This is a genomic window from Streptomyces akebiae (assembly GCF_019599145.1).
GTDB classification, from domain to species: Bacteria; Actinomycetota; Actinomycetes; order Streptomycetales; family Streptomycetaceae; genus Streptomyces; species Streptomyces akebiae.
Genome location: NZ_CP080647.1, coordinates 6,422,910 through 6,449,690 on the forward strand (window position 1 = coordinate 6,422,910; position 26,781 = coordinate 6,449,690).

Annotated in this window: 23 protein-coding genes, 2 tRNA genes and 1 pseudogene; 9 read left to right on the forward strand and 17 right to left on the reverse strand. The window is 72.2% G+C overall.

The window, feature by feature from the left end; translation table 11 throughout:
- Positions 1-9 precede the first annotated feature (9 nt).
- Together K1J60_RS27695 and K1J60_RS27700 are read left to right on the forward strand one after the other, a co-directional pair.
- A complete protein-coding gene (locus tag K1J60_RS27695) occupies positions 10-1,248 on the forward strand; it encodes a sensor histidine kinase (protein WP_220648560.1) in 1,239 nt (412 codons plus the stop codon).
- Complete coding sequence (locus K1J60_RS27700) at positions 1,233-1,886, forward strand: response regulator (RefSeq protein WP_220648561.1); 654 nt, start codon at positions 1,233-1,235, stop codon at positions 1,884-1,886. The genes K1J60_RS27695 and K1J60_RS27700 overlap by 16 nt, the downstream gene beginning before the upstream one ends.
- Before the next feature lie 53 nt (positions 1,887-1,939).
- On the opposite strand, the gene K1J60_RS27705 is transcribed toward K1J60_RS27700, so the two are convergent.
- The 6 genes from K1J60_RS27705 to ehuB all read right to left on the reverse strand — a co-directional run bounded on the left by K1J60_RS27705 (position 1,940) and on the right by ehuB (position 6,185).
- Positions 1,940-2,013 (reverse strand) — tRNA-Lys (locus tag K1J60_RS27705).
- Positions 2,014-2,138: 125 nt separating this feature from the next.
- A complete protein-coding gene (locus tag K1J60_RS27710) occupies positions 2,139-2,897 on the reverse strand; it encodes an IclR family transcriptional regulator (RefSeq protein ID WP_220648562.1) in 759 nt (252 codons plus the stop codon).
- A gap of 214 nt (positions 2,898-3,111) precedes the next feature.
- Positions 3,112-3,888 (reverse strand): ectoine/hydroxyectoine ABC transporter ATP-binding protein EhuA, encoded by a 777-nt coding sequence (gene ehuA, locus K1J60_RS27715; protein ID WP_220651727.1) that lies wholly within the window; start codon positions 3,886-3,888, stop codon positions 3,112-3,114.
- Between the two features lie 10 nt (positions 3,889-3,898).
- Positions 3,899-4,549: an ectoine/hydroxyectoine ABC transporter permease subunit EhuD gene (ehuD, locus tag K1J60_RS27720; protein ID WP_033531203.1), complete on the reverse strand. Its 651-nt coding sequence runs from the start codon at positions 4,547-4,549 to the stop codon at positions 3,899-3,901.
- Positions 4,549-5,265: an ectoine/hydroxyectoine ABC transporter permease subunit EhuC gene (gene ehuC / locus K1J60_RS27725; RefSeq protein WP_220648563.1), complete on the reverse strand. Its 717-nt coding sequence runs from the start codon at positions 5,263-5,265 to the stop codon at positions 4,549-4,551. The genes ehuD and ehuC overlap by 1 nt, the downstream gene beginning before the upstream one ends.
- The gene (gene ehuB / locus K1J60_RS27730; protein ID WP_220648564.1) at positions 5,262-6,185 is read right to left on the reverse strand and encodes an ectoine/hydroxyectoine ABC transporter substrate-binding protein EhuB; all 924 of its coding nucleotides are present in this window, start codon (positions 6,183-6,185) and stop codon (positions 5,262-5,264) included. The genes ehuC and ehuB overlap by 4 nt, the downstream gene beginning before the upstream one ends.
- A 275-nt stretch (positions 6,186-6,460) precedes the next feature.
- On the opposite strand from ehuB, the pseudogene K1J60_RS27735 reads away from it, so the two are divergent.
- A pseudogene (locus K1J60_RS27735) lies at positions 6,461-7,567 on the forward strand (RNA-guided endonuclease InsQ/TnpB family protein); the annotation flags it as partial.
- Positions 7,568-7,659: 92 nt separating this feature from the next.
- On the forward strand, positions 7,660-8,163 hold the full coding sequence (locus tag K1J60_RS27740; RefSeq protein WP_220648565.1) for a DUF3830 family protein: 504 nt from the start codon (positions 7,660-7,662) through the stop codon (positions 8,161-8,163).
- 170 nt (positions 8,164-8,333) lie between these two features.
- Here K1J60_RS27740 and K1J60_RS27745 read toward each other — a convergent pair whose 3' ends face one another.
- Both K1J60_RS27745 and K1J60_RS27750 read right to left on the reverse strand, forming a co-directional pair.
- Positions 8,334-9,785, reverse strand: coding sequence for an amidase (locus K1J60_RS27745; protein ID WP_220648566.1), 1,452 nt, complete (start codon positions 9,783-9,785; stop codon positions 8,334-8,336).
- A gap of 20 nt (positions 9,786-9,805) precedes the next feature.
- The gene (locus K1J60_RS27750; RefSeq protein WP_220648567.1) at positions 9,806-10,765 is read right to left on the reverse strand and encodes a D-2-hydroxyacid dehydrogenase; all 960 of its coding nucleotides are present in this window, start codon (positions 10,763-10,765) and stop codon (positions 9,806-9,808) included.
- 165 nt (positions 10,766-10,930) lie between these two features.
- Here K1J60_RS27750 and K1J60_RS27755 point away from each other — a divergent pair, with 165 nt between their 5' ends.
- The 3 genes from K1J60_RS27755 to K1J60_RS27765 all read left to right on the forward strand — a co-directional run bounded on the left by K1J60_RS27755 (position 10,931) and on the right by K1J60_RS27765 (position 13,829).
- A complete protein-coding gene (locus K1J60_RS27755) occupies positions 10,931-11,740 on the forward strand; it encodes a maleate cis-trans isomerase family protein (RefSeq protein WP_220648568.1) in 810 nt (269 codons plus the stop codon).
- Positions 11,737-12,468, forward strand: coding sequence for a maleate cis-trans isomerase family protein (locus tag K1J60_RS27760; RefSeq protein WP_220648569.1), 732 nt, complete (start codon positions 11,737-11,739; stop codon positions 12,466-12,468). The genes K1J60_RS27755 and K1J60_RS27760 overlap by 4 nt, the downstream gene beginning before the upstream one ends.
- 245 nt (positions 12,469-12,713) lie before the next feature.
- Positions 12,714-13,829: an LLM class flavin-dependent oxidoreductase gene (locus K1J60_RS27765; protein ID WP_220648570.1), complete on the forward strand. Its 1,116-nt coding sequence runs from the start codon at positions 12,714-12,716 to the stop codon at positions 13,827-13,829.
- 34 nt (positions 13,830-13,863) lie between these two features.
- Here K1J60_RS27765 and K1J60_RS27770 read toward each other — a convergent pair whose 3' ends face one another.
- Positions 13,864-15,846 (reverse strand): putative bifunctional diguanylate cyclase/phosphodiesterase, encoded by a 1,983-nt coding sequence (locus K1J60_RS27770; RefSeq protein WP_220648571.1) that lies wholly within the window; start codon positions 15,844-15,846, stop codon positions 13,864-13,866.
- Between the two features lie 397 nt (positions 15,847-16,243).
- On the opposite strand from K1J60_RS27770, the gene K1J60_RS27775 reads away from it, so the two are divergent.
- Positions 16,244-17,689 carry a M6 family metalloprotease domain-containing protein gene (locus K1J60_RS27775; RefSeq protein WP_220648572.1) on the forward strand — a complete coding sequence of 482 codons (1,446 nt, stop codon included), beginning with the start codon at positions 16,244-16,246 and terminating at the stop codon, positions 17,687-17,689.
- A gap of 101 nt (positions 17,690-17,790) precedes the next feature.
- Here K1J60_RS27775 and K1J60_RS27780 read toward each other — a convergent pair.
- The 7 genes from K1J60_RS27780 to K1J60_RS27810 form a co-directional block, all read right to left on the reverse strand.
- A tRNA-Lys gene (locus K1J60_RS27780) sits at positions 17,791-17,864 on the reverse strand.
- Entirely contained in the window at positions 17,855-18,517 is a 663-nt protein-coding gene (locus K1J60_RS27785) for a bifunctional DNA primase/polymerase (RefSeq protein WP_220648573.1), read from the reverse strand. Before K1J60_RS27785 ends, K1J60_RS27780 begins: the two co-directional genes overlap by 10 nt.
- A 123-nt stretch (positions 18,518-18,640) precedes the next feature.
- Positions 18,641-19,003, reverse strand: a complete 363-nt coding sequence (locus K1J60_RS27790; protein WP_220648574.1) for a hypothetical protein — start codon at positions 19,001-19,003, stop codon at positions 18,641-18,643.
- A gap of 189 nt (positions 19,004-19,192) precedes the next feature.
- The gene (locus K1J60_RS27795) at positions 19,193-20,536 is read right to left on the reverse strand and encodes an AAA domain-containing protein (protein ID WP_220648575.1); all 1,344 of its coding nucleotides are present in this window, start codon (positions 20,534-20,536) and stop codon (positions 19,193-19,195) included.
- Positions 20,533-22,146 carry a hypothetical protein gene (locus tag K1J60_RS27800; RefSeq protein WP_220648576.1) on the reverse strand — a complete coding sequence of 538 codons (1,614 nt, stop codon included), beginning with the start codon at positions 22,144-22,146 and terminating at the stop codon, positions 20,533-20,535. Before K1J60_RS27800 ends, K1J60_RS27795 begins: the two co-directional genes overlap by 4 nt.
- Positions 22,137-23,330, reverse strand: a complete 1,194-nt coding sequence (locus K1J60_RS27805; protein WP_220651728.1) for a hypothetical protein — start codon at positions 23,328-23,330, stop codon at positions 22,137-22,139. The genes K1J60_RS27800 and K1J60_RS27805 overlap by 10 nt, the downstream gene beginning before the upstream one ends.
- Positions 23,281-24,312 carry a phosphatase PAP2 family protein gene (locus K1J60_RS27810; RefSeq protein WP_220648577.1) on the reverse strand — a complete coding sequence of 344 codons (1,032 nt, stop codon included), beginning with the start codon at positions 24,310-24,312 and terminating at the stop codon, positions 23,281-23,283. The genes K1J60_RS27805 and K1J60_RS27810 overlap by 50 nt, the downstream gene beginning before the upstream one ends.
- A gap of 196 nt (positions 24,313-24,508) precedes the next feature.
- On the opposite strand from K1J60_RS27810, the gene K1J60_RS27815 reads away from it, so the two are divergent.
- Entirely contained in the window at positions 24,509-25,105 is a 597-nt protein-coding gene (locus K1J60_RS27815) for a histidine phosphatase family protein (RefSeq protein WP_220648578.1), read from the forward strand.
- 31 nt (positions 25,106-25,136) lie between these two features.
- On the opposite strand, the gene K1J60_RS27820 is transcribed toward K1J60_RS27815, so the two are convergent.
- A complete protein-coding gene (locus K1J60_RS27820) occupies positions 25,137-26,648 on the reverse strand; it encodes a hypothetical protein (RefSeq protein ID WP_220648579.1) in 1,512 nt (503 codons plus the stop codon).
- Positions 26,649-26,781: the final 133 nt, after the last annotated feature.

The following is a 26,781-nucleotide window of genomic DNA, read 5'->3' on the forward strand; positions in this document are numbered from 1 at the left end:
CGTGACCCCATGATCCGAACGGTCGTACGGGAGCTGCCGCGCGCGGCGGCCTACCTGCTGAGCGGTGTCCTCGTCGGCGCCCCGCTGCTGGTGGCGCTGCTGGTCCTGGGCATCCTCGGACTCGCCCTGGCCCCGATCCTGGTGGGCCTGCCGCTGCTCGCCGTGGCCGTCCTGTCGGGCATCCCCGTCGGTGCCCTCGAACGGCGGCGGCTGGCCCTCACCCGCACCCCGCCGCCGCCCGACCCGCACGCCACCCCGGCCGAGCCCGGTCTCGCCGCGTGGGCCCGGCTCCGGCTGACCGAGCGGGCGACCTGGCGGGAGCTGGCGTACACCGTCCTGCTCGCGTTCGCGCTGTGGCCGCTGGACGTGATCGTGCTGTTCGTCGCGTTGGTCGTGCCCGGCGCGATGATCGCGGCACCCGTGCAGCTGGCGACGACCAGCAGTGCCAGCGGTGACGCGCGGATCGTCAAGCTCTGGCTGATCGACTCCTACGGTCAGGCCCTGCTGTGCACGGCCGCCGGCGTCGCCCTCCTGCTCGCGCTGCTGTGGCCCCTCGTCCGGTACGCGCGGGTCCGCGCCGTGCTCGCCCGGCTGCTGCTCGCGCCGGGCGAGGCCGAGGCGGAACGCCGTCTGGGCGAGGTGACCCGGTCGCGGGCCCGGCTGGTGGCGGCCTTCGAGGCGGAGCGGCGGCGGATCGAGCGCGATCTGCACGACGGGGCCCAGCAGCGCCTGGTGTCGCTGAGCATGACCCTGGGCCTGGCCCGGCTGGACGCCCCGCCCCACCTGGCCGACCGGCTCGCCGCCGCCCACCGGGAGGCCGATCAGGTCCTGGGCGAGCTGCGGGAGTTGATCCACGGCATCCATCCCCAGGTCCTGGTCGACTACGGTCTTCCGGACGCCCTCGCCGACGCGGCCGACCGGTCCGTCGTTCCCGTGGAGCTGGACGTGGACCTTCCCCGGTTCGCCGAGTCCGTGGAAGCGGCGGCCTACTTCGCGGTCCGGGAGGCGCTCGCCAACATCGGCAGGCACAGCGGGGCCCGGCGGGCGTGGATCGCCGGCCGGTACACCGGCGGGCGGCTGCGGGTGGAGGTGCGGGACGACGGCACGGGCGGCGCCGACCCCGCGCGGGGCACGGGCCTCACGGGGCTCGCCGACCGGCTCGCGGTGCTCGATGGGACACTGTCCGTCCACAGCCCGGCCGGCGGCCCGACCGTCCTGTCCCTGGAGATCCCGTGCCCGCAGCGCTGAAGATCGTGCTCGCCGAGGACAGCGTGCTGCTGCGGGAAGGGCTCGTCGGCGTCCTGACCCGCTTCGGACACGAGGTCGTCGCGGCGGTCGGCGACGCGGACGCACTGATCACGGCCGTGTCCTCGTACGCCCCCGACCTCGTCGTCACCGACGTCCGCATGCCGCCCGGCCTCACCGACGAGGGACTGCGCGCCGCGCTCGAACTCCGCGCGGCGAACCCCGCCCTGCCCGTCCTCGTCCTCAGCCAGTACGTCCAACGGGCCTACGCCGCCGATCTGCTGGACACCGGCGACGGCACCGGCGTCGGCTATCTGCTCAAGGACCGCATCGGCCAGGTCGAACAGTTCGCGGAGGCCGTGGAGCGGGTCGCGGCCGGGGGCACGGTCGTCGACCCCGAGGTCGTACGGCAGCTGCTGCGGCGCCGTCGCGATCCGCTGGCGGCGCTCACCCCGCGCGAGCGGGAGGTGCTCGCGCTGGTCGCCGAGGGGAAGTCGAACGGGGCCGTCGCCCGGGAGCTGGTCGTCACCGAGGCGGCCGTCGGCAAGCACATCGGCAACATCCTGGGAAAGCTGGACCTGCCCCCGGCGGAGGACACCCATCGGAGGGTGCTGGCGGTGCTGGCGTACCTGCGGGCGTGACGGCGCCCGCGCACGCGGAAGGCCCCCCGCCGAAGCGAGGGGCCTTCTCCATGTGCGCCGCCAGGGACTCGAACCCCGGACCCGCTGATTAAGAGTCAGCTGCTCTAACCAACTGAGCTAGCGGCGCAGACTCTGTCGCTCTTCCGCTTTCGCGGCTGGCGACAGAGAAAATACTACCTGGTCCGGACGGGTGCCTTCGACCGGTTAAACGTGAGCTGGATCTCTGCGGGATGCGGGGTGTCCACCGGATGTCTAGATCGCCAACGACAGCAGGACCGGCGCCGCTCCCCGGTTCAGCGTGTTCGCCGCCGCCCGCAGCCGGTGCGCGTGCCTCAGCGGCAGCGACAGCGCGAGGCAGCCGACGGCGGAGCCCGCGGTGATGGGGACGGCCGCGCAGACCGTGCCGGGCGCGTACTCCTGGAGGTCGAGGACCGGGACCGTGGGTGTCTGGGCGTCGAGTTTGCTCAGCAGCACCTTCTCGTTGGTGATCGTGCGGGCGGTGAGCCGGGCCGGGCGGTGCCGCGAGAGGTGGTCGCGGCGGCCGTTGAGGTCGAGCTGGCCCAGCAGGCCCTTGCCGAACGCGGTGGCATGGGCGCAGGAGCGGAAGTCGACCCACTCGTGGACCGCGGGCATGGCCGGGCTGTCGGCCCAGCCGGTGACCTGGATCTCCCCGTCCAGATAGCGGGTGACGTAGACGGCGGCGCCCACGGAGTCGCGGAGCCGGTCGAGGGTGTGCTGGAGCTGCTCGCGCAGGGCCTGGTCATGACCCTGGGCGGAGCCCAGCCGGGCGAGTGCGGCACCACTGACGTAGGCGCCGTCGGTGGTCTGTTCCACATACCCCTCGCGACGCAGCATCCGCAGGAGCGCGGTCAACCGCTCACTGTCGACGCCGGTGCGACGGGCGATCTCGGCGTCGGTGACGCCACCTGCGTGCCGCGCCACCGTCTCCAGGACGCGCAGGGCGTCCTGGGCCGAGTGGTACGGCGCGGTCGGCTCGTGCTTGAGCGCCACGGTTTCCCCCTGCGCTTCTCGGGCCGTTTTTCGGACAGCTTGCCGTGTCCCACGATACGGCCCAAGCGTCGTACGTGGAGGGGTTGTTCGCGAGAATTTCCCCGTGCCTCCGGGCCTCCCAACTGCCGGACCAGCACTCTGGCATATGCCAGAGGTATGGCCCGGCCGATGGACCTCGGATGTTCCCACGCGTTCAGGCGCTCACCAGGTGTAGTCAGATGACCGCGCCGAGGAACTCCCGCGTACGTTCGTGCGACGGGTCGCCGAAGATCTTCTCGGGGCTGCCCGACTCGATCACCTGGCCAGAATCGAACATCAGAACTTGGTCCGAGATGTCCCGGGCGAAGTTCATCTCGTGGGTCACGCAGAGCATCGTGATGTCGGTGGTGCGGGCGATGTCCCTGAGCAGGTCGAGCACGCCCGCGACCAGCTCGGGGTCGAGCGCGGACGTCACCTCGTCGAGCAGCAGCACCTGCGGACGCATCGCCAGCGCCCGCGCGATGGCCACCCGCTGCTGCTGTCCGCCGGAGAGCTGGGTCGGATAGGCGTCGCACTTGTCGGCGAGCCCGACCATGTCGAGCAGTTCGCGGGCCCGCGCCTCGGCCTCGTCCTTGGAGAGACCGAGGACGGTGACGGGCGCCTCGGTGATGTTGCGCAGCACCTTCATGTTGGGGAAGAGGTTGAACTGCTGGAACACCATCCCGATGTTCTTGCGGACCTCACGGCACTGCTTGTCGCTCGCCGGGAACAGCCGCTGCCCGCCGACCGTGATCGTCCCCTCGTCGGGCTTGGTCAGGGTCATCAGCAGCCGCAGGATCGTCGTCTTGCCGGAGCCGGACGGGCCGATCAGCGTGACGTGCTTGCCCGCGTCGACCGAGAAGTCCAGCCGGTCGAGGACGGTGTTGCTGCCGAATCGTTTGGTCACGTTCTCGAAGCGGATCAGTTCACCCGTGTCCGCCACAGGCTTGCCGGGCGACTCGGGTTCTTTCATCAGCGGGGTGTCAGCGGACAAGGCGTCGCTCCAGGGTTCGCAGAAGCAGGGAGGCCAGATAGGAGATGAGGATGAAGGCCACCCCGATGACGGTCAGGGGCTCGGTGAAACGGAAGGTCTCCTGGGCGTAGAGCCGTGCCTCGCTCAGCATCTCCGGGACCGTGATGACCATCAGGATCGGTGTGTCCTTGAGCATCGAGATCACGTAGTTGCCCAGCGCGGGCACCACCCGGCGGACCGCCTGCGGCAGGATCACCACCGTCCAGGTGCGCCGCACCGGCAGGTTCAACGCCGTCGCCGCCTCCCACTGGCCCACCGGCACCGCCTCGATACCGGCCCGGTAGACCTGCATCGTGTACGTCGAGTAGTGCAGCCCGATCGCGAAGACGCCCGTGGTCAGCGCCGAGAAGGTCAGCCCCCACTCCGGCAGCACGTAGAAGAGGAAGAACAACTGGACCAGCAGGGGGGTGTTCCGGATGAACTCCGTGACCACGCCCACCGGCCAGCTCACCCAGCGGGTCGGCGTCCGCACCAGCAGCGCCCACACCAGCCCGAGCAGGAAGGAGACGACCGACCCCAGGGCCAGCGCCTGCAGGGTGACCAGCAGGCCGTCCCGGAAGTGCGGCAGGAAGTCGGTGACCGCGTTCCAGTCCCAGTTCATCAGGCACCACCTCCCGCGCCCGCGCCCTCGGGGACACGCGCCGACGGCACCGCCGCCTTCCGCGCCGGGGCCTTGCCCACCCCGGCCTTCAGCCGCCGCTCCAGCAGCCGCATGGCCCGCGTCAGCAGGAAGGCGATCACGAAGTAGATGAGCAGCAGATACGCGTAGATCTCCACGCTCTCCTGGAGCGCCAGCCGCACCAGGCTGCCGCTGAACGCCAGGTCGCCCATGCCCATGACCGACACCAGCGCCGTGCCCTTGAGCAGTTCGACCACCAGGTTGGCGAAGGGAGGGATCATCTCCGGGACCGCCTGCGGCAGCAGGATCAGCCGCATCCGCTGCCACGGGGTGAAGCTCAGCGCGATACCGCCCTCACGCTGCGCCGGATCCACGGCGGTCAGGGCGCCGCGCACGATCTCGGCGCCGTACGCCCCGTACGTCAGTCCGAGGGCGAGGACGCCCGCCCACATCGGGACCAGCTGCCAGCCGAAGGCCAACGGCAGCACGAAGTACACCCAGAAGATCATGATCAGCGCGGAGGTGCCGCGGAACACCTCGGTGTAGAGGCCCGCGACGAAGCGGACGATCCACCGCCGGTGGGTGCGCGCGATCCCGACCACGAAGGAGACGGCGGCGGCCAGCAGCGCGCCGAACACCAGCAGTTGGAGGGTGACCCAGACGCCGCGCAGTACGAGTTCCCAGAGTCCTGGTGTCATGCGCGACAGAGCTCCTTCGTGGTCAGGTCGGTCATCTCGACCTTGGTGAACCCGAAGGGCCGCAGCACACGCAGCAGTTCGCCGCTCTCCTTCATCTTCCGCAGCTCGACGTTGAAGGCGTCCCGCAGCCGGGTCTCGGCCGGCCGGAACGCGAAGCCCGCGCCGTCCACCCGGGGCTTGCCGTCGACGAGCGCGGCGAACGGCTTGGTCGCCTCCGTCGTCCGGGACTTCTTGACCACCTCGCGGGTGGTCAGCGACGTCCCCGCGAACACGTCGACCCGGCCCGCCTCCACGGCGTTCAGCCCGGCCACCTGGTCGGGCACGATGACGATGTCGCTCTCCTTGTACCCGGCCTCGACGGCGTGCGCGATCTGCGCGTACCCCGACCCCGTGGCGAACTTCGCCTTGGCCCGGATCACGTCCGCGTAGTCGTTGAGCCCCTTCGGGTTGCCCTTCTTCACCACGAACGCGTCCAGCATCTGGTGGTCGGGCTCGGAGAAGATGACCTCCGCACAGCGCTCGGGGTTGATGTACATCCCGGCGGACACGACATCGAACTGCTGGGAGTTCAGCCCGGGTATGAGCGACCCGAACTCGGTGGGCACCGGCTGGACCCGTTCCACGCCCAGCCGCTTGAAGACGACCCGGGCCACTTCCGGCCCCTCGCCGGTCAGCTCACCATCGGTGTCGATGTAGCCGAACGGGATCTCGCCCGCGATACCGAGCCGTACGACGCCCTGCGCGCGCAGCCGGTCCAGCAGCTCACCCCCCTCCGTGCCGGAGGCCGTGGCCACCCTGCTGCACCCGGCGGCGCCCAGCGCACCCGCGGTGGCGAGGGCGGAGGCGCCGACGAGCAGCGCCCGGCGGCTGGGGTCGCGTGTCGTGCCGGTTCTCCCGGAGGTCTTCGTTGCTGGAGCCATGGGCGCGCGGCTACCCGACCCGATGCGATGTATTCACACCACCGCGGCGCCCTTCACCTGTTTCTTGCGATTCCTCCCCGGCGTTCGCGCCGGGGAGGAATCGCATCCTGGAACTGCGACGTGGGCGTCGCGGTGTCTGGTTTCCTGGGCGCGGAGCGCCCGCAAGATCGCCGGCAAGGCAGGGGGAAGCGAACGTGCGTGCCTGTGTTCGCTGGTTGTGGTGACTGCGGCGGGATACGGGCACGGGTGTGCGTGTGTCGCACATACGGTCTCGGTGGAACGAGTGCGTGGCTAAGTCCAAGGCCGTGCAGGCGTACAACAAGGCCCACCCCGAGGACAAGCTGACGTGCGGCCCGGTCCAGCTCGACAAGATGCTGACCGAGGCCCGCGCGCGCACGCCATGGCTGCGCGAAGGCAGCTTGGTGCCGCAGCAGCAGATCATCCGGGACTTCGGCATCTCCCGGACGAAGGCGCACAAGGACATCAAGGACCGCCTGCCCCTCAAGCAGCGGGCCGGGATGCCCGGCTGGAAGAAGAAGCGGGAGGCCGACCCGACGCTGAACTACACCCGGCGCGGCTTCCGGCTGAAGGACGGCCGCCTGCACCTCGCGGGCGGCATCGTGCTGACCGTGGTGTGGTCCCGCGAGCTGCCCGCCGCCCCGTCCAGTGTGCGTGTGTACCGCGACAGCCTCGGCCACTGGTATGCCTCCTTCGTCGTCCCCGCCGAAGTCCAGCCACTCCCCGCCGCCGGCGCGGTGATCGGCATCGACTGGGGCGTGAAGGAGACCGCCACCACTACATCCGGCGCCCACGACCTTCCCCACCCGCGACACGGGCACAAGGCGCAGGCGAAGCTGTCGCGGTACGACCGGATGATGGCCCGCCGCAGACCTGCGAAAGGGCAGGCGGCCTCCAAGGGCTACCGCGAGGCCAAGAAGCTGCGCGCGAAGGCGTGCAAGAAGGTCGCCCGGCAGCGGCAGGACACCGGCCGCAAGTGGGCGAAGAAGGTCGTGGCCGACCACGACGCCATCGCTGTGGAGGACTTCAAACCGAAGTTCCTCGCCAAGTCCTCGATGGCGCGCAAGGCGGCGGACGCCGCGATCGGTGCCACGAAGAAGGCTCTGCCAGAGATGGGCCGCAAGCACGGACGTGACGTCCGTCTCGTACATCCCGCGCACACCACCATGGACTGCGCATCGTGCGGAGCGAGAACCAAGCACGCACTTCCGCTGTCGGAACGCACCTACACCTGCACCGCGTGCGGAGCCGTGTCCCCCAGGGACAAGAACTCCGCCCGCGTGATGCTCCTCCGGGCTGGTCTGACCCCGGCTGGTGTTGAGGGCGTAAGGCCTCCTGGAGCGCTGCTCCAGGAGGCGGCCTGAGCCAGGAATCCCCTCCCTTCAGGGAGGGGAGCAGTCAAGACCCCCGCACACACCCGCAAGGCGCCCTTGACCTCGGCGGCACCATGGAAGACATGAGTGACAGGACAGACCGCCATCTGGAGATCTCCCTGCTCAAGCGTCAGGTCGTGTGCCGGGCGAAGCTCCTGGACGACCGCGCGCCGCGCACGTGCGCCGCCGTCTGGGACGCCCTGCCGCTGTCCGGGGACGTCTACCACGCCAAATACGCCCGCAACGAGATCTACGCGCTCTTCCCGCCCTTCGCCCCCCACGAGCCACCGCTGGAGAACCCCACCGTCACCCCCATCCCCGGCGACCTCTGCTACTTCTCCTTCGCCGGCACGGAACTCGCCACGCACGCGTACGGCTACGACGAGCAGGTCCGCCCCGACACCACCCTCGTGGACCTCGCCCTCTTCTACGAACGCAACAACCTGCTCCTCAACGGCGACGTGGGCTGGGTACCGGGGATCGTGTGGGGCCAGGTGGTCGAGGGGTTGGAGGAGATGGCCGACGCGTGCAACGACCTGTGGCGGACGGGGGCGGCGGGGGAGACGCTGCGGTTCCGCAGGGTGTGAGGGCGCCTGGGAGCTCGGGGGTGCGGGTGCGTCGGCGGCCGCGGGCCCGGTGGGGCTTCTCGCGCAGTTCCCCGCGCCCCTGAAAAGCAGGGGCTGCGCCCGTGCTTTTCAAGCCCGCGGCGCCGTGGTCTTTCAGGCCCGCAGGGCTTGGGCCTTCAGGGCTTGGGCCTTCAGGGGCGCGGGGAACTGCGCGAGAAGCCCCACGCACCCGCACCCGCACCCGCACCCGACAACCCACCCGCCCCCGCAACCCCCGCCCCGTACAACGCATGCCCCACCCGCAGCACCAGATCGTCCCGATGCCGAGCGGCCACCACCTGAAGCCCCACCGGCAGCCCACTCCCGTCCACCCCCACCGGCACACTCGCCGCCGGCTGCTGCGTCAGGTTGAACGGATACGTGAACGGCGTCCACCCCGTCCACCGCCGATGCCCGGAGCCCCCCGGTACCTCCACCCCCGCCTCGAACGCGGTCACCGGCAACGCGGGCGTGACCAGCACGTCGTACCGCTCATGGAACGCCCCCATCCGCCGCCCGAGGTCCATCCGCACATCCACCGCGGCCAGATACTCCAGCGCGGACAGCCGCGCCCCGGCCTCCCGGATCTCCCGCAACCCGGGATCCAGAACGGCCAGCTGCTCCGCCCCCAGCCGCTGCGTCACGCGCGCCGCCCCGCTGAACCACAGCGTGTGGAACGCCCTCACGGGATCACCGAAGTCGGGGTCGGCCTCACTGACGTACGCGCCGAGCCCGGCGAGCCCCTCCACCGCGTGCCGCACCGCGGAAGCGACACCCGGCTGCACGGCGACCTGCCCACCCAGCGACGCCGAGTAGGCGACCCGTAGCCCCCGCACCCCGCCCGCGAGCGCGTCCAGGAAGGACCCGGAGACCGGCCCCAGCCCCGACCAGTCCCGCGCGTCGGGCCCGGAGATCACGTCCAGCATCAGCGCGGCGTCCGCCGCGTCCCGGGTCAACGGCCCCACGTGCGACAGCGTGCCGAACGCGCTCGCGGGATACAGCGGCACCCGCCCGTACGTCGGCTTCAACCCGAACACCCCGCAGAAGGCGGCCGGGATCCGCACGCTGCCACCCCCGTCCGTGCCCAGCGCCAGCGGCCCCACCCCGAGCGCGACCGCCGCCGCCGCGCCCCCGCTGGACCCCCCGGCCGTACGCGAGAGGTCGTACGGGTTCCGGGTCACCCCGCTGAGCGGGGAGTCCGTGACGCCCTTCCAGCCGAACTCGGGTGTCGTGGTCTTCCCCAGGAAGACGGCTCCGTGCTCCCGCAGCCGGGCCACGGAGGGCGCGTCCTCGTCCCAACTCCCCTTCTCCGCAATGGTCCTGGAGCCCTTCAGGGTCGGCCCACCGCGCACCAGCAGGATGTCCTTCACCGTGACCGGCACCCCGTCCACCGCCCCGGCCGGCTCCCCGCGCCGCCAGCGCCCCTCCGACTCCCGCGCCTGTGCGAGGGCCGGCTCGGTGTCGATCCGGACGAAGGCGTTCACCTCCGGCTGCACGCGCTCGGCCTGTTCGAGAGCCTCGCGCGTGACGTCCACCGGGCTGAACTCGCCCTTGCGGTACCCCTCGACCAGTCGTACGGCGGACAGTTCCGTGAGCTCCGACATCCGGCCCCTCCCAGGGGAGTTCAGTGCCCGGGCACGTACCCGCGCTGCTTGTCGACCACGTTGGGCAGCGGTTTGTCCGCCTCCCACAGCTCGAACAACTCCACGAACTGGGCGCCGAGTTCGTCCCGCCACCCCACCGTGTTCCCGCTCATGTGGGGCGAGACGATCAGCCCGGGAACGTCCCACAGCGGGTCGTCCGGGCCCAGCGGCTCGCGCTCGAAGACATCCAGCGCCGCCCCCGCGATCCACCGCTTGCGCAGCGCCTCGACGAGCGCGTCCTCCACCACGAGCTGCCCGCGCCCCACATTGACGAACCGCGCGGACGGCTGCATGACCCCGAACCGCCGGGCGTCGAACATGCCGTACGTCGCCTCCGTCAGCGGCGCGGCCGCGATCACCCAGTCGGCGCGGGCCAGCAACCGGTCGAGTTCCTCCGGGCCGTGCACACCGGGCCGCGCGGTCCGCCCCACCAGGGCCGTGTGCAGGCCGAGAGCCTTGAGGCAGCGCGCGATCGCCCGCCCGATCGGTCCGGACCCCACCACACACGCCCGGCCCCCCGCCACCCGCAGCGCTTCCCGGTGCCGCCACTCCCGCCGCCCCTGCAACTCCCAGCTGCGCGGCAGATCCTTGGCCATGGCGAGGACGAGCGCGGCGACGTACTCGGCGATCGGCGCCTCGAACACCCCGCGCGCGTTCGTCACCACGGTGTCCTCGGCGGCGACCAGCTCGGGGCAGAGCAGATGGTCGACGCCCGCGCTCGCCGTGTGCACCCAGCGCGGCCGGGGCCCGCCACCCGGCCAGGCGTCCCGCACCGCGTGGGAGGTGAAGTCCCACACCAGCAGCACATCGGCGTACGGCAGCCGCGCGGCCAGCGTCGAGGCGTCGGCGTACTCGACCGTCGCCCGCCCGGTGAGCCGCCCGAGCCGGGGGCGCGGTTCGGCGTCGAGGACGAGGAGGGTCGGTCGGGGATTCGAGGTCATGGGCGAAAGCAACCCCTCACAATCGAAAAGCGGCTCTACCGGCCCCACGAGATGTGTGTGACATGCACTGATTGACCACGCTCGCACCCGAACCTACCTTCGTCAACACGGACTTGCGCACGTTCTGTCGTCCGCACATCTCTCTCCGTGAGGCCGGTGGCTGTCATGAACGTCTCCTTCCTCGGTGGACCCCGTCCGCAGCGCGGCGTGGGTGTCATCGCCCCGTTCGACTTCGCCCTCGACCGTGAGCTGTGGCGCTGGGTCCCGGACGACGTCTCCCTGCACCTCACCCGGACCCCGTACGTGCCCGTCGAGGTGAGTCTCGACCTGGCCCGGCTGGTCTCCGAGCACGAGACGCTGCACGAGGCGGTCCGGGCGCTGAACGAGGTCGCGCCCGAGGTCGTGGCCTACGCCTGCACCAGCGGCAGCTTCGTCGGCGGGGTCGCGGGGGAGCGCGCGATGGGCGAGGCGATGACCCGCGCGGGCGCCGCGCACGCCGTCACCACCTCCGGCGCGATGCTCGCCGCCCTGGCCGAGCTGAACGCGCACCGCATCGCCCTGGTCACCCCGTACACCGTCTCGGTCACCCAGTCCCTGGAGGAGTACCTCGCCGAGGCGGGCATCCTGGTCACCGGCCGCGCCTCGCTCGGCCTGGTCCGGCACATCTGGAAGGTCCCGTACCACGAGGTGGTCGCCATGGCCCACCGCGCGGTCCGGACGACCACACCGGACGCCCTCTTCATCTCCTGCACCAACCTCCCCACGTACGACGTCATCCCCCAGCTGGAAGCGGAACTGCGGATGCCCGTCATCTCGGCCAACCAGGTGACGATATGGGCGGCGCTGCGTCAGCTGGGTACTCGGGCGGTGGGTCCGTACCAGGCTCTGCTCGACGAGTCGGCCAGGCAGACGTTCGGTGCGGGACCTGTTCCGCCACCGCCGGTACTGCCGGAAGAACAGGAAGGTTGGGCATGACCGCACTCGGTTTCCTCTACCCGGGCCACTCCGCCGAGGACGACTATCCGCGCATGGAGCAACTGCTCGGCAGCGACATCCGGGTGGACGTGGTGCACACCGACATCGGCGAGGACGCCCACCGCGTGGACGCCCTGCGTGAGATGGGTGCCCCCGAACGGCTCGCCGCCGGCTGCGAGGCCCTCCGCCTGTCCGGCGCGGAAGCCATCGTCTGGGCCTGCACCAGCGGCAGCTTCGTCCACGGCTACGAAGGAGCGCAGGACCAGATCCGCGCACTCGCCCGCACCGCCGGCCTCCCCGCCTCCTCCACCTCCTTCGCCTTCGCCCACGCGGCCCGGGAGGTGGGCGCCACCAAGGTCGCGGTCGCGGCGACCTACCCCGACGACGTGGCCCGCCTCTTCGTCGACTTCCTGGCGGCGGCCGGCATCGAGGTCCTCTCCGTACGGGGGGCCGGCATCATCACGGCGGCGGAGGTGGGCACCTGGACCCTGGACGACGTCCTCACGCTCGCCCGCTCGGCCGACCACCCCGACGCCGACGCCCTCCTGCTGCCGGACACGGCCCTGCACACCGCCTCCCACATCCCCACCCTGGAGAAGGAACTCGGCAAACCGGTCCTCACCGCCAACCAGGTCACGGTCTGGGAGGCCCTGAGGCTGGCCGACAGGCGCGTCAACGCCCCGGAACTGGGCACCCTCTTCACCCGCGAACCGATCGTGCAGGCGTAGCCACCGGGAGAGCCCCGCGCCCCTGAAAAAGAGGCCCGCAGGCCAACCTTTTCAGGGGCGTGGGGAACTGCGCGAGTACCCCCACCGGGCCCGCAGCAAGACACGAGGCCGGGGTCAAAGGGGCGCAGCCCCTTGAGGACGGGATGGGCACGGCGGCGGGGGCGAGGGAATAACCGGAGCCACCCTCCTGTTAACCCACCCCGTACCCCCGAGCCGCAAGGCACCCACCCCCAGGAGGCCCCACCGTGACCACAGACGAGATACGAGGCGAAACCAAGGGCACCGCCCCGTTCCCCCTCTCCGTCCTCGACCTGGTCACCGTCGGCGCCGGCCGCACCGCCACAGACGCCCTGCGCACCAGCGTCACCCTCGCCCGCCGGACGGAAGCCCGCGGCTTCCACCGCTACTGGGTCGCCGAACACCACTCCATGCCCGGCGTGGCCTCCTCCTCCCCGGCCGTGATCCTCGCCCACCTCGCCGCCCACACCACCCGCATCCGCCTCGGCTCGGGCGGCGTGATGCTCCCCAACCACGCCCCGCTGGTCATCGCGGAGCAGTTCGGCACCCTCGAAGCCATGGCCCCCGGCCGTGTCGACCTCGGCCTCGGCCGCGCCCCCGGCACGGACGGCGCCACCGCCGCCGCCCTGCGCCGCTCCACCCGCCTGAACGAGGGCGCCGACGACTTCCCCGAGCAACTCGCGGAGCTCACCCGCTTCCTGGACGACGACTTCCCCGACGGCCACCCCTACCGCCGTATCCACGCGGTCCCGGGACCCGTCCAGGCCACCTCGCCCGGCGGCGTCCAGTCCCCGCACCGCCCGCCGATCTGGCTGCTCGGCTCCTCCGGCTTCAGTGCCCGCCTGGCCGGCTCCCTCGGCCTGCCCTTCGCCTTCGCCCACCACTTCTCCGCGCGCAACACGATCCCGGCGCTCGACCTGTACCGCGAGTCGTTCCGCCCCTCGCCGGTCCTGGACGCCCCGTACGCGCTGATCGGCGTCTCCGCCCTCGCCGCCGACGAGGAGAAGGAGGCCCGCCGCCAGGTCAGGGCCGCCGCGCTCAACATGGTCCGGCTGCGCACCGGCCGCCCCGGTCTCGTCCCGACGCCGGAGGAGGCGGAGGCGTACGAGTTCAGCGTGGTCGAAGAGGACTTCGTCGACTCCTGGAACGCGGACGTCGTCCACGGCACCGTCGACGAGGTCCGCACCCGCCTCGACGACCTCCACAAGCGCACCGGCGCCGACGAGTTGATGCTCACCACCCACGCCCACAGCGCCGACGTGCGCCTGCGCTCGTACGACCTGATCGCGGACGCCTACGACCTGCCGCGCGCCCCTTCCGCGGAGGGCGACCCCCAGGCCTGAGGGGGGCGTCTGTCAGGCCTGAAGGGGACGGCTGTCAGGCCTGAGGGCAGGCCGCCGCCCCCAGCAGTTCCGCGATCCGTTCCGGCGACACCGCGCGGGAGTACAGCCACCCCTGCCCGGTGTCGCAGCCGAGCCGGCGCAGCCGTGAGGCCTGCGCGTCGGTCTCCACCCCCTCCGCCGTGACGGACAGCCCGAGCCGGTGGGCGAGTTGGACGAGTGCCTCGACGATGATCTCGTCGGCGGGGCTGGGCTGTCCGGCGTCACCGACGTCACCGACGTCACCGGCGGCGGCAGCGGCGACCCCGGCCCCGCCGAGAGCCCCGCCCTCCTCTCCGTCCTCGCCGTCCTCGTACTGGAACCCCCGTACGAACGCCCCGTCCAGCTTCAACACCGACACGGGCAGGCGGCTGAGGTACGCGAGGTTGGAGTACCCGGTGCCGAAGTCGTCGATGGCGATGCGGACGCCCATGTCGCTGAGGGCCTTGAGAGCCTGGAGGGGGCGTCCGGCCGAGCCCATGAGCGCGGACTCGGTGAGTTCCAGCTGGAGGAGGTGCGGGGCGAGGCCGGTCTCCGCGAGGATCTCGGCGACATCGGCGACCAGGTCGGAGTCCCAGACCTGGCGGACGGCCACGTTCACGCTGACGAAGATCGGGGCCCGGTCGGGGTGGTCGGTCTGCCAGCGGCGCGCCTGCCGACAGGCGGTGGCCAGAATCCACCGTCCGAGCTGGACGATCGAGCCGTCCTCCTCGGCCAGTGAGATGAACCGATTCGGCGTCAACAGGCCGAACTGCGGGTGATGCCAGCGCACCAGTGCCTCGACCCCGCGCACCTCGCCCTCCGCCATGCCCACCAGCGGCTGGTACTCCAGGACGAACTCGCCCCGCCCGACGGCCGCCCGCAGCGTGGACGACAGGGCCTGACGGGTCATCCGGTGGGCGTTGCGCTCCGGGTCGAACAGCGTCCAGCGGGCCCTGCCGTCGGCCTTCGCCCAGTACAGCGTGGTGTCGGCGGCCTGCATCAGCCCCGTGGCCGTCGTGCTCGCCGACTGCCGTTCGACGACGCCGATCGAGGCGGAGACGGACAGCCGCTGACCGGCCAGGTCGAAGGGCGCCTGCAGCGCCTTGAGGACCGAGTCGGCCAGATCGGCGAGTTGCTCCGTGCCGGTCGAGTCCTCCACGAGCAGCGCGAACTCGTCACCGCCGAGTCTGGCCACCAGCGGCGCCCCGGCCGCCGTTCCGGCCGTGCGCAGGAGCGCGGCCTCGTCGGCGCAGCGGGTGAGCCGCTCGGCGACGGCCGTGAGGAGCCGGTCGCCGGCGCGGTGGCCCAGGGTGTCGTTGACCGCCTTGAACCCGTCCAGGTCCAGATAGACCAGGCCGATGCGGCCGGTGCCGACCTCGTCGTACGCCTCGCGTTCGAGGGCGGCGGAGAGCTGTTCGAAGAAGAGGGTGCGGTTGGGGAGGCGGGTCACCGGGTCGTGCATCTGCAAGTGACGGAGCCTGGCCTGAAGCTGACGGTTCGCGCTGATGTCGGTGACCGAGAGCAGGACCGCCCGCTCCTCCTCGGGCAGCGGTGCCACCGAGACCTGTACCCACAGCCAGGTCCCGTCCGGCTGTTTCAGCCGTCGTGTACAGCGCAGCCGGGCCTGCCGTCCGCGCAGCACCTCGCGGTACGCGTGCCAGGTGCGGGTGTCCGAGGTCAGGTCCACCAGGTCGGCGGCGACCCGCCCGACAAGCGGTTCGGAGCCTGTCGCGAGCAGGGCCCCCATCGCCCCGTTGGCGGTGACGACCAGCCCGTCCCGGTCGACCACGGCCATGGCGAGCGGCGCGAGGGAGAAGGCGGCGGGTGTCGTGGGACTCTCCTCCGACGACTGGGACGACTGGGACGGCTGGGGTGCCTGGGGCGACTGAGACGGCTGGGGCGGCTCAGACGACTGAACTGACGCATTGGCGTGACGCTCTGTAATCGCCGGCCGGACGAGGTCTGCCGCGGGCGCCGGCCCTTGGGACGTTCCGCTCACCGTTCGCTCCCGCAGTGCACTCGTTTTCGTACGGATCTCATATGTCTCGTCGGAGCGGCCGAACCTGGTACGTAAGGGCGCTCAAGCCGTGTCCGTGCAGGAAAGTGTGCCGATCATAGAGGCTGACCCCAGGGCGTTCTAGCCACTCTCCAGTCTCCCTGAACAACGACCAGATCTGACAGATCGTTTCTGCCCCGAGCTGATCGGCTTCCCCTTTCCGTGGATCGCTTGTGACGTTCCGTGAGCGCGCGGGGTGTCGGTAGCCGTGCCCGGAGGTGCGGGCGGGCGGGGTCGATCTATGGCCCTTCACCCTTCTGGTGCAGACAAACAGGGCAAAGTACTACGAATTCCGAAAATCTGGACGCGGTGTTCCCAAGATCCGCATCCGGAGGTCCCCGTGCAGCGTCCGCTCCCCTGGAAGGAACTCCTCGGCGACCGGGCGCCCATACTGCGCAGTACAGCGGCCATGCTCACCTCCCTCACCGCGCTCGCCGCGACCTCCCTGATCGCGGCTCCCTCCGCCGTACCGCTCTCGGAGCCGTGCACGCTGCGGCGCACCCAGGCACACCATTCGGAGGGTCTCGACACCTGGAATTCCGCGTATCCACGCCCCACCCGCGACCTCGACGCCGTACTCGTATTCTTGTCATTCCCGGACGCGGCCCCTCTCACCACACCGGCCGAGCTGACCGCGGATCACTTTCCGGCCACCAGCGAGTTCTTCGAACGCGCGTCGTACGGCAAGTTCGCCCTCCGCCCCCATCCCCGCCGCGAGTGGCTGGAGATGCCCCAGCCGTCGACGGCGTACGCCATACGACGTGACTGGAACGCGACGCATCGGGCCGCCTACCTGAGGGACGCCCTCGCCACGGCCGACCCGCACGTCGACTTCTCCCGCTTCGACATCGTGTACTTCGTGGCCGATCCGCACGCGCCCGGTGTCGACTCGGACGCGACGAAGGTGGTGAACCTGCAGACTCCGCTGGAGGTCGACGGCACGGGTCTGCGCCGGGTCGTCACCGTGTTCGAGCGGCACCCTCCGGACCGTCTCGTCCTCGCCCACGAGACCGGCCATGTCTTCGACCTCCCCGACCTCTACCACCGCCCCGCCGACGGCAAGGGCGACTGGGACACCCATGTCGGCGACTGGGACCTCATGGGCAGCCAGTTCGCCCTTGCCCCGGACCTGTTCGCCTGGCACAAGTGGAAGCTGGGCTGGCTGGAACCCCGCCAGGTGACGTGCGTCCGCGGCGCCGGGACCACCCGCCTGACGCTGGAGGCGGTGGGGGCGGGACCGAGAGGGGCGTACGAGGGGGAGTCGGAGGAGGGTGCGGAGACCGGTGACGGCGAGGTGGGCCACGCGGGCGGCGGGGGGCGGCGTGTCGCCGGTGCCGGTGCCGGTGCCGCTGCCCGTGCGGACGCCGGTGCCGAGGCCGAGGTAGAGGCCGTCGGCGTGAGCGGCGGCGTTGCCGGGGTCGCGGCCGGGGTGCGGGGGTTCGGTGCCGGCCGGGGTACGAAGCTGGCGGTCGTCCGTACGGGGCCCGACAGCGCGCTCGGTATCGAGGCGCGGGGTGCGGTCGGGAACGACGCTGCCGTCTGTACGCAGGGCATCCTCGTCTACCGCATCCGCAGCGGGGCCGAGTCCGGCGGCGGCCCCATGGAGGTCCTCGACGCCCACCCGCGCACCGAGGCCTGCTGGGCGGAGTCCGTCTACCCGCCCCTCGCGGACGCGCCGGTGAGCGTGGGCGAGAGCTTCACGGTGCCGGGGGAGGCCGTGCGGGTGGACGTGGAAGGGCGTACGGCGTCCGGGGCGTGGACCGTGCGGATCACGACGGGGCGGTGAGGGGGGTGGTGATGGGGTGAGGGGGGGTGATGGGGAGGGCGGCCGGCGGGTCGGCGTACGAAAGAAGCCCCTCGCTTCCGCGAGGGGCTTCTTTCGTGTCGTGCGCCGCCAGGGACTCGAACCCCGGACCCGCTGATTAAGAGTCAGCTGCTCTAACCAACTGAGCTAGCGGCGCCTGCTGACGTCGTAGACCTTAGCACCCTGATCGGCGGGAGGAAAAATCGATACGCGCACGGTCGCGGAGGCGCCCGACCGGGCCGCGCGCACGGCCGCCCAGAGCAGTACGTCGGGCCCCGGAAGCCAAGGTCGCCGGGTGTCCGGAGCGACCAGCCAACGGGACCCGAGGCGGGTGACACCGGGGGTGGCGGAGGTTGCGGAGCCGTCGGTTCCGCCGGAGTCCTCGGGGGCGAGCACGGCTGGGACGGTGACCGCGTCGCCGGTGCCGTGACACAGGAGGGGCGGGACCGCGCCGGTGCGGCCGGGGGAGCCCCACTCCTCCCACTCCAGGAGGGTGGGCAGCCGGTGGGCGGTGCCGGGGGCGGCGAACAGGAGCACGCGCCCGCGGTAGACGGCGACCGGTCCGGAGCCGGGGCCCTCGGCCCATAACCGGTCGAGCATCCGCCGCCCGAAGAGCGCAGGCACGCTGACGACGTCGAAGACGGTGCCGCACGGCAGTACCACCGGTGCCGTCGGCCGTTCCTCCCACAGCGTCAGCGTGCTGCGCGGATACGTTCCTGCCGAGGCGAGCCACGCGGCCCCTTCCACCGTGACCCCGGCGACATCGATCCCGTCCTCCGGATACCTGCCCGTCCCCACTCCACCGCTCATGGCTCTAGATCTACCGCCCGTGACCACCCGCCCCCGAGCAGTTACCGGAAACCGGTACACGAGATGGGCAAGTGGGGTATCTTGCCCGCCCGGCATATGCCAAACGCTGTTTCATGCGCCTGGTCAGAGGGACTCCGGCCCACTCACGTCCCGCCCACGCAGCAGATCCCGCCCGAACTCCACCATCTTCTTGGCGTAGTCCTCGGTCCACTCCGCCCGCTCCGCGATGTCCGCCAAGGTCAGCCGATCGAAACGCCGGGGATCGGCGAGCTGGGCCGCGGCGATCGCCTGGAACTCCACGGCCCGGTCCGCCGCCGCCCGGAACGCCTGCGCCAGCTCCGTCGCCCGCGACAGCAGCGCCCGCGGATCGTCGATCGACTCCAGATCGAAGAAGTGCTCGGGGTCGCCGGCCGCCTCCGCCGGCTCGAAGAGCAGGGGCGCGGGCCGCAGCCGCGGTTCGTTCCGACGCGACGTGGGCTCCGCCATGTCTTCTCCTCCTCGTACGACGGTTCAGTTGGCCGGTTCCCGGGGGCGTCCCGGGAGGAGGGCCACCGTCCATTCTCTCGTGACCGCGCAAGTGGGCATCGAGCCCACCCGGCGCCCCGCGCACCACCCCGCACACACCCACGCCCCCGAAAACGCACCGTCCCGCCTGCCGCCGAACGGATCCCGGCCTCAGGGCCCCCACGCCACGCGGTGCTCCGCCAGCGTCGCGAGCACCGCGTGGTTCGCCTCCCAGCCGTCCGGGAACTTCACGGTCACCCCCAGCTGGACCGGCTCGGTGGACGGATGGTCGTCGAGCAGGTCGGTCACGCCCGCCCGGCACACCACGATGCACGCGTGCCGGTGCCGGGAGGCGAGGACGCACAGGCGCCCGGTCTCCAGGTGGAACGCCGTCGCGTCGGGGCGCCCGGAGAGCGGATGGAGGACGACCGTGACGTCGTACTCCCTCCCCTGGAGCCGATTCGCCGTGTCCACGACCACGTCCGCGACCCCCAGCTCGGCCAGTGCGGAGCGCACGGCGGCCGCCTGGTCGCGGTGGGCCGTGCCGACGGCGATCCGGTCGGCGGTCAGCGGCACGGGCTCCTCGGACCGCTCCGAGGTCGCCGCCCCACCCCGGTCGAGGAGCCGCCGTACGACCCGCGCGACGGCCCGTACCGCCTCGGGATCCGTGCGGGGGGTGTGCCGGGCCGGCAGTTCCAGCAGGCCCCACCCGGACTCGGCCGCCTCGTCGATGACCCGGTCCGGGCCGGAGCCGTCCGAAGGCACCGCGAACCCGAGCCGCCGGTCCCCGTGGTCCGTGCCGCTGCGGAACGGGGTGAAGGGATAGAACGCGTCGGAGACCAGGGGCGCCGCCGACGCCGGGAGCCGCCACGACACCGGCAGCCGGTGCTGCGGCAGCTCGGGGTTGTGGGCCAGCAGCGTCGTCACCGCCGAGGCCGACGGGTCGTACGACAGCCCCGCCCACTGCTCGCTGCCCACGATCGCGAACGGGTCCAGCTGCCCCGGGTCACCCACGAACAGCGCGCGTTCGAAGAGCCCCGCCACCGCCAGCAGCGCGTCCGACCGCATCTGGTACGCCTCGTCGACGATCGCGTGCCGCCACGGCTCGACGCCCTTGACGTGCGCCCACTTCGCGGCCGTGGAGATCACCACGTCCAGCCCGGCGAGATCGGCCGCCTTCGTCGACTTCCTTACGTTCGACAGGGCGTCCAGCGCCTTGTCGTACGGGTCGCTGTCGCTGCTGTGCAGCCGGCCGACCGGGAGTTCCGGGTCCTTCTCCGCGAGCCGGAGCACCAGATCGTCGACCTGCGCGTTCGTCTGCGCGATGACCATCAGCGGGCGCCCGGCCGAGGCGAGTTCGAGCGCGGCGCGGACGACGAGCGTCGACTTGCCGGCGCCGGGCGGCGAGTCGACGACGACGCCGCGCGCCTGACCGTGCAACGTGTCGCGCAGGATCGCGTCGGTGGCGCGGCCGGCCGCCGCCCCGGGGTCGAGGACGGCCTCGGTGGCGGTCACAGGACGTCCTCCTCGGTCACCGGGTCCGGCAGGGGTACGGCGTCGGGCTCACCCGGCGGCCCACCGTGCGTCCACGGTGTCTCCTCGGGGTCCGGCAGCTTCGCCCCGCCCCGCTGGTCGTGTTCGAAGAGGGTGAAGCAGAGCAGGTCCCCCTTCTCGGGGACCGAACCCACCTCCGGCTCCTTGCCCCGCCCCATCTTGTCCATGATCCGCAGCACCAGCAGGCTCTCGCCCCCGTCGAGCGCCTCGTCCGGCCCGTGCCCCACGAACTCCGCCGTCTGCGGCTTCCCGCCCAGCGAGCGGTACACCTTCGCCCGCTCCCCGAGATGCGGCCGGTCCCGCGTCCGTACGGTGACCAGCGGCCGCGGGCTGGGGCGCTTGCCCTCGCTGTACGCCATCACGACGTCCACGACCTCACCGGCGAACGCTTCCCCGGCCAGCCGTCGCCCGGCCATGACGAGGGGGTCGTCCAGAGCCTCCTGGGCGTCGAGGCGGGCCTGCTCACGCTCGCGCGCGGCCAGCTTGTTCGCGGCGGTGACCGCGTCGTCGACGCGCGGCTGCGGGGGCTCCCCGGCGGCGATCCGGTCCCGGTGGCCGGTGAAGGACCAGCGGTCGCGGGTCCACCGGTCGGCCGCGTGGGCGCCCTCCGGCAGGGCACGCAGCAGATCCAGGCCGTGCCAGACCGCGTCCCAGGTGGGCCGGGTGCGGCTCTCGACCAGGGCGCGGATCTCCTGCTCGGCGGCGGTCAGCGCCCCCAGCCGGTCGTCGGCCTCCAGGCCGTCCTCGGCGGCGGCCAGCGCGAGCCGCGCCCGGTCGTACCGCTCGATGGCCGGGGCCAGCAGCTTGTTGTCGAACGCCGGATCGGTCGCGGGACCTGCGGGCGGGCACAGCAACTGGCCCTCGGCGTCCCGCGCCAGCTCGGCCCGCCGCGCCGCCGCCTCGCCCGACTCCCCCTCCGGCGGGTCGATCCAGGCGAGCAGCGACCCCAGGTGCTGGTCCTCCACCCCGGACTGGCCGGTGGCCCAGTGCCGCGACAGCAGGTCGGTGAGCGCGAGCAGCAGCGAGGAGCCCGGCACCCGCGCCCGCTCCCCGAAGTGCGTGAGCCACCGCCCGAGCAACGGCACGCGCGGCGGTGCCGGATGGGGCGCCTCCGGGTCCTGCTCGGCGGTGCGCCGGAACCGCATGGAGCGCCCGAGGAGCCGTACGAAGTCGATGCCCGTCCGGCTCGGCAGGATCAACTGCGGGGCGTCCGCGCACAGTTCGACCTCGACCTTGACGCGTTTGCCGGTCTCCGGGTCGGTCTCGTTGCGCTCGGCGGCCTCCACCACGTCGGCGTAGCCGTCCACGTACGGCAGGACGATGTCCGCCAGCTCGGCGAGGAACGCGAAGCGCAGGTCACGGTCGCGGGGCTGGGGCACCACCAGCAGGCGGGGCGCGTCCCGGTCGGTGCCGACGAGCGCGCCGAGCGGCGCACCGGCCTCACCGGCGGTGGTGAGCGGCACGAGGACGAGGGGGTGGGCGGTCAGATGCCGGTGCAGGACGGTGGCGGCGGGCTGGGCGCGGCCCGTGCTGACGGCTTCGAGCCGGGCGAGGGTGGTGATCAGCGACATGGAACCTCCCGCGGCGCCGAGCCGGGCAGCGCGCCGACGGCCCCGCGCCCGGCGGCGGCTCCCAGCGCCTCGGCCCTGAGCTCCGCCGCTCTGCGCAGCGCGGCCACGGCCGGGTCGTCCGGGTCGCCGGCGAGGCCGTGGGCCGCCGCCAGCACGTCGTCGACGGTCGTGAGACCGCCCAGCTCCGCGCGTGCGGCCCGGCCCAGGGACGTCACCGCGCCCTCCGAACGGGAGCGGCCCCGGCAGTGGAAGGCCAGCTCGCAGGCGGCGAGGCACTCGGGGGCGTAGGTCGCGGAGAGCGCCTCGACGGCCGTCGTCAGCTGCTCCCGCGGCAGGTCCGGGGCGAAACAGGTGCCCTCGGGGAGGTCTTCCGCGATCTCCTCGATGCGGGTCAGCCGGGTCAACTGGCGCCGGGTGACCGCCCGTTGCTTGCGGATGTCCACCGCCGCGGCCGTCGGGAGGTTGGTGAAGTCCTTGGGGCAGACCAGGAGCACCCGGTGGCGCACCTCGGGCGCGGGGGTGCCGCCGCGGGCCTCGCCGCCGAGCCGGGCGGCGACCTCCTCCAGCGCCAGCACGTACACCGCGGACTGGCGGGCGGCGGCGCCCACCTTCGCCGGGTCCGCCGAACCGTCCAGCATCGGGAAGGACTTGATCTCGACGACCGACCAGGTGCCGTCCGGGTGGATTACCACCGCGTCCGGCTCCAGGAACGCGGGGGAGCCCGCGACGTCGAGCGCGAGCATGGGGTGGTCGAGCAGCGTCCAGCCGCCGGTGTCCGTGGCCTCGCGCAACGCCAGTGCCGTACGGGCGGCGCGGCCCTCGGGGCCGACGGCGGCGAGGTCGGGGACCGAGGCCGTGGCCGGCGGCTCGGCACCGGGGTCCAGTCTCTCGTGCACCAGCCGCAGCAGTTCGGCGCCGCCGTCCGCCTTGACCCGGGCCTCGAAGGCGTTGCCCCGCATGAAGGCGAACTGGGACTGGCCGAAGGCGGAGGGCGAGCCGAGCGCGCCCGCCAGGACCGCCTTGTTCACACCCGCGCCGTCCAGCAGCGCGCGGCGCTCGCAGCCCGGGTTGGCCGCGAGCGCGGCGAGGGCGCGCGCGTCCAGCGCCTTGGGTGGGACCTCGGGTCCGCGCAGCTCAGCGAGCCGCTGCCGCAGCGCCGTCCCCTGTCTGCGAGGGGCTGGCACCCGGCTCGGGTTCGGTGATCCGCTGCCGTGGAATTCGCTCACCCGGGGAAGTCTGGCACTCGGCACTGACAATCGGGGAAACCGAGGCCCGAGTGGCGGTCGTGGCAGGGGCGGTGAGTTCCGCCACGGGCCGTCGGCCGCCGCCGTCGAACCGGCCGACGGCCGACGTGCCGAGGCCGAGCGAGAGGCGCCACTGGTCCGCGAGCCGCAGCACCAGCGGGGTCAGCAGCAGGCCCGCCCCCATCACGGCGGCGCCCGCCACCGCGTCGAGGAAGTAGTGGTTCGCGGTGCCCATCACCACGATCGTGGTGATCAGCGGGTACGCGACGGCGGCGGTCCGCACGAGCCGTGAGCCGCCCGCGAACCGCCACAGGATCACCCCGCACCACAGGGCCCAGCCGACGTGCAGGCTCGGCATCGCCGCGTACTGGTTCGTCATGCCGCCCAGGCCCCGGGGCGCGCTGGCCTCGCCGCCCCACCAGCCCCACGAGCTGTAGTGGGCCATGGTGTCGACGAAGCCGTGGGCCGGGTCGAGCAGCCGAGGCGGGCAGGTGGGCAGCAGGGTGAAGCCGATGAGGCCGATGAAGGTGGAGGTCAGCAGCCAGGTGCGGGCCGCGCGGTAGCGCACGGCGCGGGACCTGAAGAGCCACACCAGGAGCGCGGGGGTGACCAGGTAGTGCAGCGACGCGTACCAGAAGTCGGCGGGTATCCCGATCCAGGGTTCACGGGTGAACAGACGGTTCAGCGGATGCTCGGCGTTGAGCAGGAACGCCTTCTCGATCCGCAGGATCGCCAGCCCGTGGTCGATCGCGTGGGAGGTGTCGCCGCGGGCGAGCAGCCGGCCCGCCGAGTACGCCCCGTACACCAGCAGGATCAGCGGTAGCTCGGTCCACCAGCGGAGCCGCGTGACCGGCGTCGCCTCGGTAACCGGTGCGCCGGTCCTTCTGGTAACCGGTGCCTCGGTCGCCTCGGTCTGCGGCATCCGAACGTCCTCCCCCGTCTGTGCGCGTCGATGCGTCGATGTTCATCTGTGTGTGGTGCTGGTGTGACCCTTGAGCAAGACGATGTCCAAGACGCTGGGATCGCCTGTCGGGTTGCCCCACGACAGCGTGAGCGATGATGGAGGCATCCGCCTCCGATTTCTCCCTTCTCGCCGAAGGACCCCGGAAAGGTCGCTCATGGCACCGCGCATCCTGCTGGCCCGGCACGGACAGACGGAATGGTCCCTGCTCGGAAAGCACACCGGCAGGACGGACATCCCGCTCCTCGAAGAGGGCCGGCGCGGCGCCAAGCTCCTCGGGGAGCGCCTGCACCGGGCGCCCCTGGACGGGCTGCCCGGTGTCGACGTCCGTACGAGTCCCCTCTCCCGCGCGCGTGAGACCTGCGATCTGGCCGGCTTCGGTGACCGCGCCACCGAGTGGGACACGCTCATGGAGGTGGACTACGGGGCGTACGAGGGACTCACCCCCGCCGAGATCCAGGCCTTCCGGCCGGGCTGGCTGATGTGGCGCGACGGCGTCCCCGAGGGCGAGACCCTGCGGCAGCTCTCCGCGCGCGCGGACGAGGTGGTCGCCTGGGCGCGGTCCGCCGAGCGCGACGTGCTCGTCTTCGCCCACGGCCATGTGCTGCGCTCCATAGCCGCCCGCTGGCTCGGACTGGACCTCGGCTTCGCCGCGCGCGTCCGCCTCAACCCGACGTCCCTGTCGGTCCTCGGCTGGGCCTACGGCGACCCGGCGATCGAGTCCTGGAACGACACGGGGCACCTGGCGGGCTGATCATCGGCGACCTGCCGTCAGCCGCGGGCGCCTAGGCCGTCCGCGCGACCCCCGCGTGCCGTTCCAGGAACGCCGACACCCCCGACGCCCGCCGGTGCGGCAGCAGCACCCGTGCCGTACCGGCCAGCATCTGCTGGACGCGGGAGGACTGGACCTCGTCGAGGAGGTCGAGGACCCGCATACCGGCGGCCGCGGCCTCGTCGGGACGCCCCCCGCGCGCGAGGTCGTCGGCGAGCTCGGCGGTGTAGAGCGCGATGTTCCGGGTGAAGTGCGGGTTCTGCAGACCGGCCGCCCGGCGCGCGTGCCGGGCGGCCCGGGGCCAGTCGCCCAGCGTGGACCAGCACTGCGCCTCCAGGCCCTCCAGCTCGGCCTCCCCGTAGAAGCTCATCCACTCCGGGTCGGCCTCGGAGGCGCCCCGCCCGAACAGGGCGTGCGCCCGGGCCAGCGCCTGCTCGCAGCCGGTGCGGTCGGCGAGCCCCGCCCAGCCGCCCGCCTCCCGCAGCGCCAGCAGGGACATCAGGCGAGGTGATCCCAGCGGTCGGGCGACCCGCTGCGCGGCCTGCGCCGCCCGGACCGCCTCACGCGGCCGGCCCGCGTCGCGCGCCAGGAACGCCGTGTTGCAGAACGCGTGCGCCTCAAGGCCCGGGTCCCCGGACATCCGGGCCGTGGCGAGCGCCTCCGCGTAGTGCGAGCGGGCGTCGTCGAACCGCCCCGAGTCATGGGCCAGCCAGCCCACGGAGATGGCCAGTTCGCCCGCCCCCGCGTACAGCCGGTCGGCGGTGGTCTGCCGGGTGGTGCCCGCGTCGAGCAGGGCGTACGCGGCGCGCAACGGCGCCGAGGCCCTGCGGTACAGCCCGTCCGCGCCGTGGCGGTCGTCGAGCAGCCGGATCTTGCGCACGGCCGCTTCGAGGGCCCCCGCCTCGCCCGTGCCCGCCCGGTGCACGGGCCGGGTCGCGGCCGAGGCCGCGCCACCGAGGGCGAAGGGGCCGAACGAGGCGGCCGCCATCGCGGCGGTACCTCCGGTCATGAACGCGCGACGTTGCACGTCGCTCTCCTCGTCGTTCTGGTACGCCTGGTGCGTGCCCCGCCGGCCGCGCACATAGCCCGTGTCGCCCCGCGGGTCCTGCATGTCGTACATCTCTTGCGTGTCATACGGCTCGTACGCCCCTTCCGTCTCACCCCCCGTTCCGTATGAGGAGTGCGAGCGGCTCTCGTTGCGAGGGGAGGGCGCCTCGTCGGTGGGGCGCGCCCCCCGACCGCGTACCTCCGCGCGGGGCGCGAAACCGAGGTCGGTCAGCGTGCGGCCGGGAAACATATGCAGGAACACCCGTTCGTACGCGTAGTTGGGGCAGCGGATCTCGCCCGCCTCGACCCGTCCGACGTACCGCGCGTCGCAGCTCACCCGCTCGCCGATCTCACGCGCGGCCCGCCGTACCGCAGCGGCGAACTCGCCCGGCGAGCGCTGCCCGCGCAGCTGCCTGAAGACGAGATTCGGCCGTTGTGGACGGGGGGACTGGGACGAGGTCACCGATGACGACGTCATGGCCGGGCCCTCTCTCGCGAACCGTCGAACCATGCCGGATTCAGTAGGACTTGTATGCGTGGTGCACGGTTGGTTCCGCTGTGTCCGGCGGGGCAAGAACGTACCCGCCCCATCGGTGCCCCCACGCGAGGTT

Coding starts and splice junctions, on each gene's coding strand:
- K1J60_RS27760 (WP_220648569.1), top strand. CDS start 11,737: ATGACCGCACTCGGTTTCCTCTACCCGGGCCACTCCGCCGAGGACGAC.
- K1J60_RS27815 (WP_220648578.1), top strand. CDS start 24,509: ATGGCACCGCGCATCCTGCTGGCCCGGCACGGACAGACGGAATGGTCC.
- K1J60_RS27750 (WP_220648567.1), bottom strand. CDS start 10,765: ATGACCTCGAATCCCCGACCGACCCTCCTCGTCCTCGACGCCGAACCG.
- K1J60_RS27800 (WP_220648576.1), bottom strand. CDS start 22,146: ATGTCGCTGATCACCACCCTCGCCCGGCTCGAAGCCGTCAGCACGGGC.
- K1J60_RS27740 (WP_220648565.1), top strand. CDS start 7,660: ATGAGTGACAGGACAGACCGCCATCTGGAGATCTCCCTGCTCAAGCGT.
- ehuC (WP_220648563.1), bottom strand. CDS start 5,265: ATGACACCAGGACTCTGGGAACTCGTACTGCGCGGCGTCTGGGTCACC.
- K1J60_RS27790 (WP_220648574.1), bottom strand. CDS start 19,003: ATGGCGGAGCCCACGTCGCGTCGGAACGAACCGCGGCTGCGGCCCGCG.
- K1J60_RS27745 (WP_220648566.1), bottom strand. CDS start 9,785: ATGTCGGAGCTCACGGAACTGTCCGCCGTACGACTGGTCGAGGGGTAC.
- K1J60_RS27820 (WP_220648579.1), bottom strand. CDS start 26,648: ATGACGTCGTCATCGGTGACCTCGTCCCAGTCCCCCCGTCCACAACGG.
- ehuD (WP_033531203.1), bottom strand. CDS start 4,549: ATGAACTGGGACTGGAACGCGGTCACCGACTTCCTGCCGCACTTCCGG.
- K1J60_RS27810 (WP_220648577.1), bottom strand. CDS start 24,312: ATGCCGCAGACCGAGGCGACCGAGGCACCGGTTACCAGAAGGACCGGC.
- ehuA (WP_220651727.1), bottom strand. CDS start 3,888: ATGAAAGAACCCGAGTCGCCCGGCAAGCCTGTGGCGGACACGGGTGAA.
- ehuB (WP_220648564.1), bottom strand. CDS start 6,185: ATGGCTCCAGCAACGAAGACCTCCGGGAGAACCGGCACGACACGCGAC.
- K1J60_RS27695 (WP_220648560.1), top strand. CDS start 10: ATGATCCGAACGGTCGTACGGGAGCTGCCGCGCGCGGCGGCCTACCTG.
- K1J60_RS27755 (WP_220648568.1), top strand. CDS start 10,931: ATGAACGTCTCCTTCCTCGGTGGACCCCGTCCGCAGCGCGGCGTGGGT.
- K1J60_RS27785 (WP_220648573.1), bottom strand. CDS start 18,517: ATGAGCGGTGGAGTGGGGACGGGCAGGTATCCGGAGGACGGGATCGAT.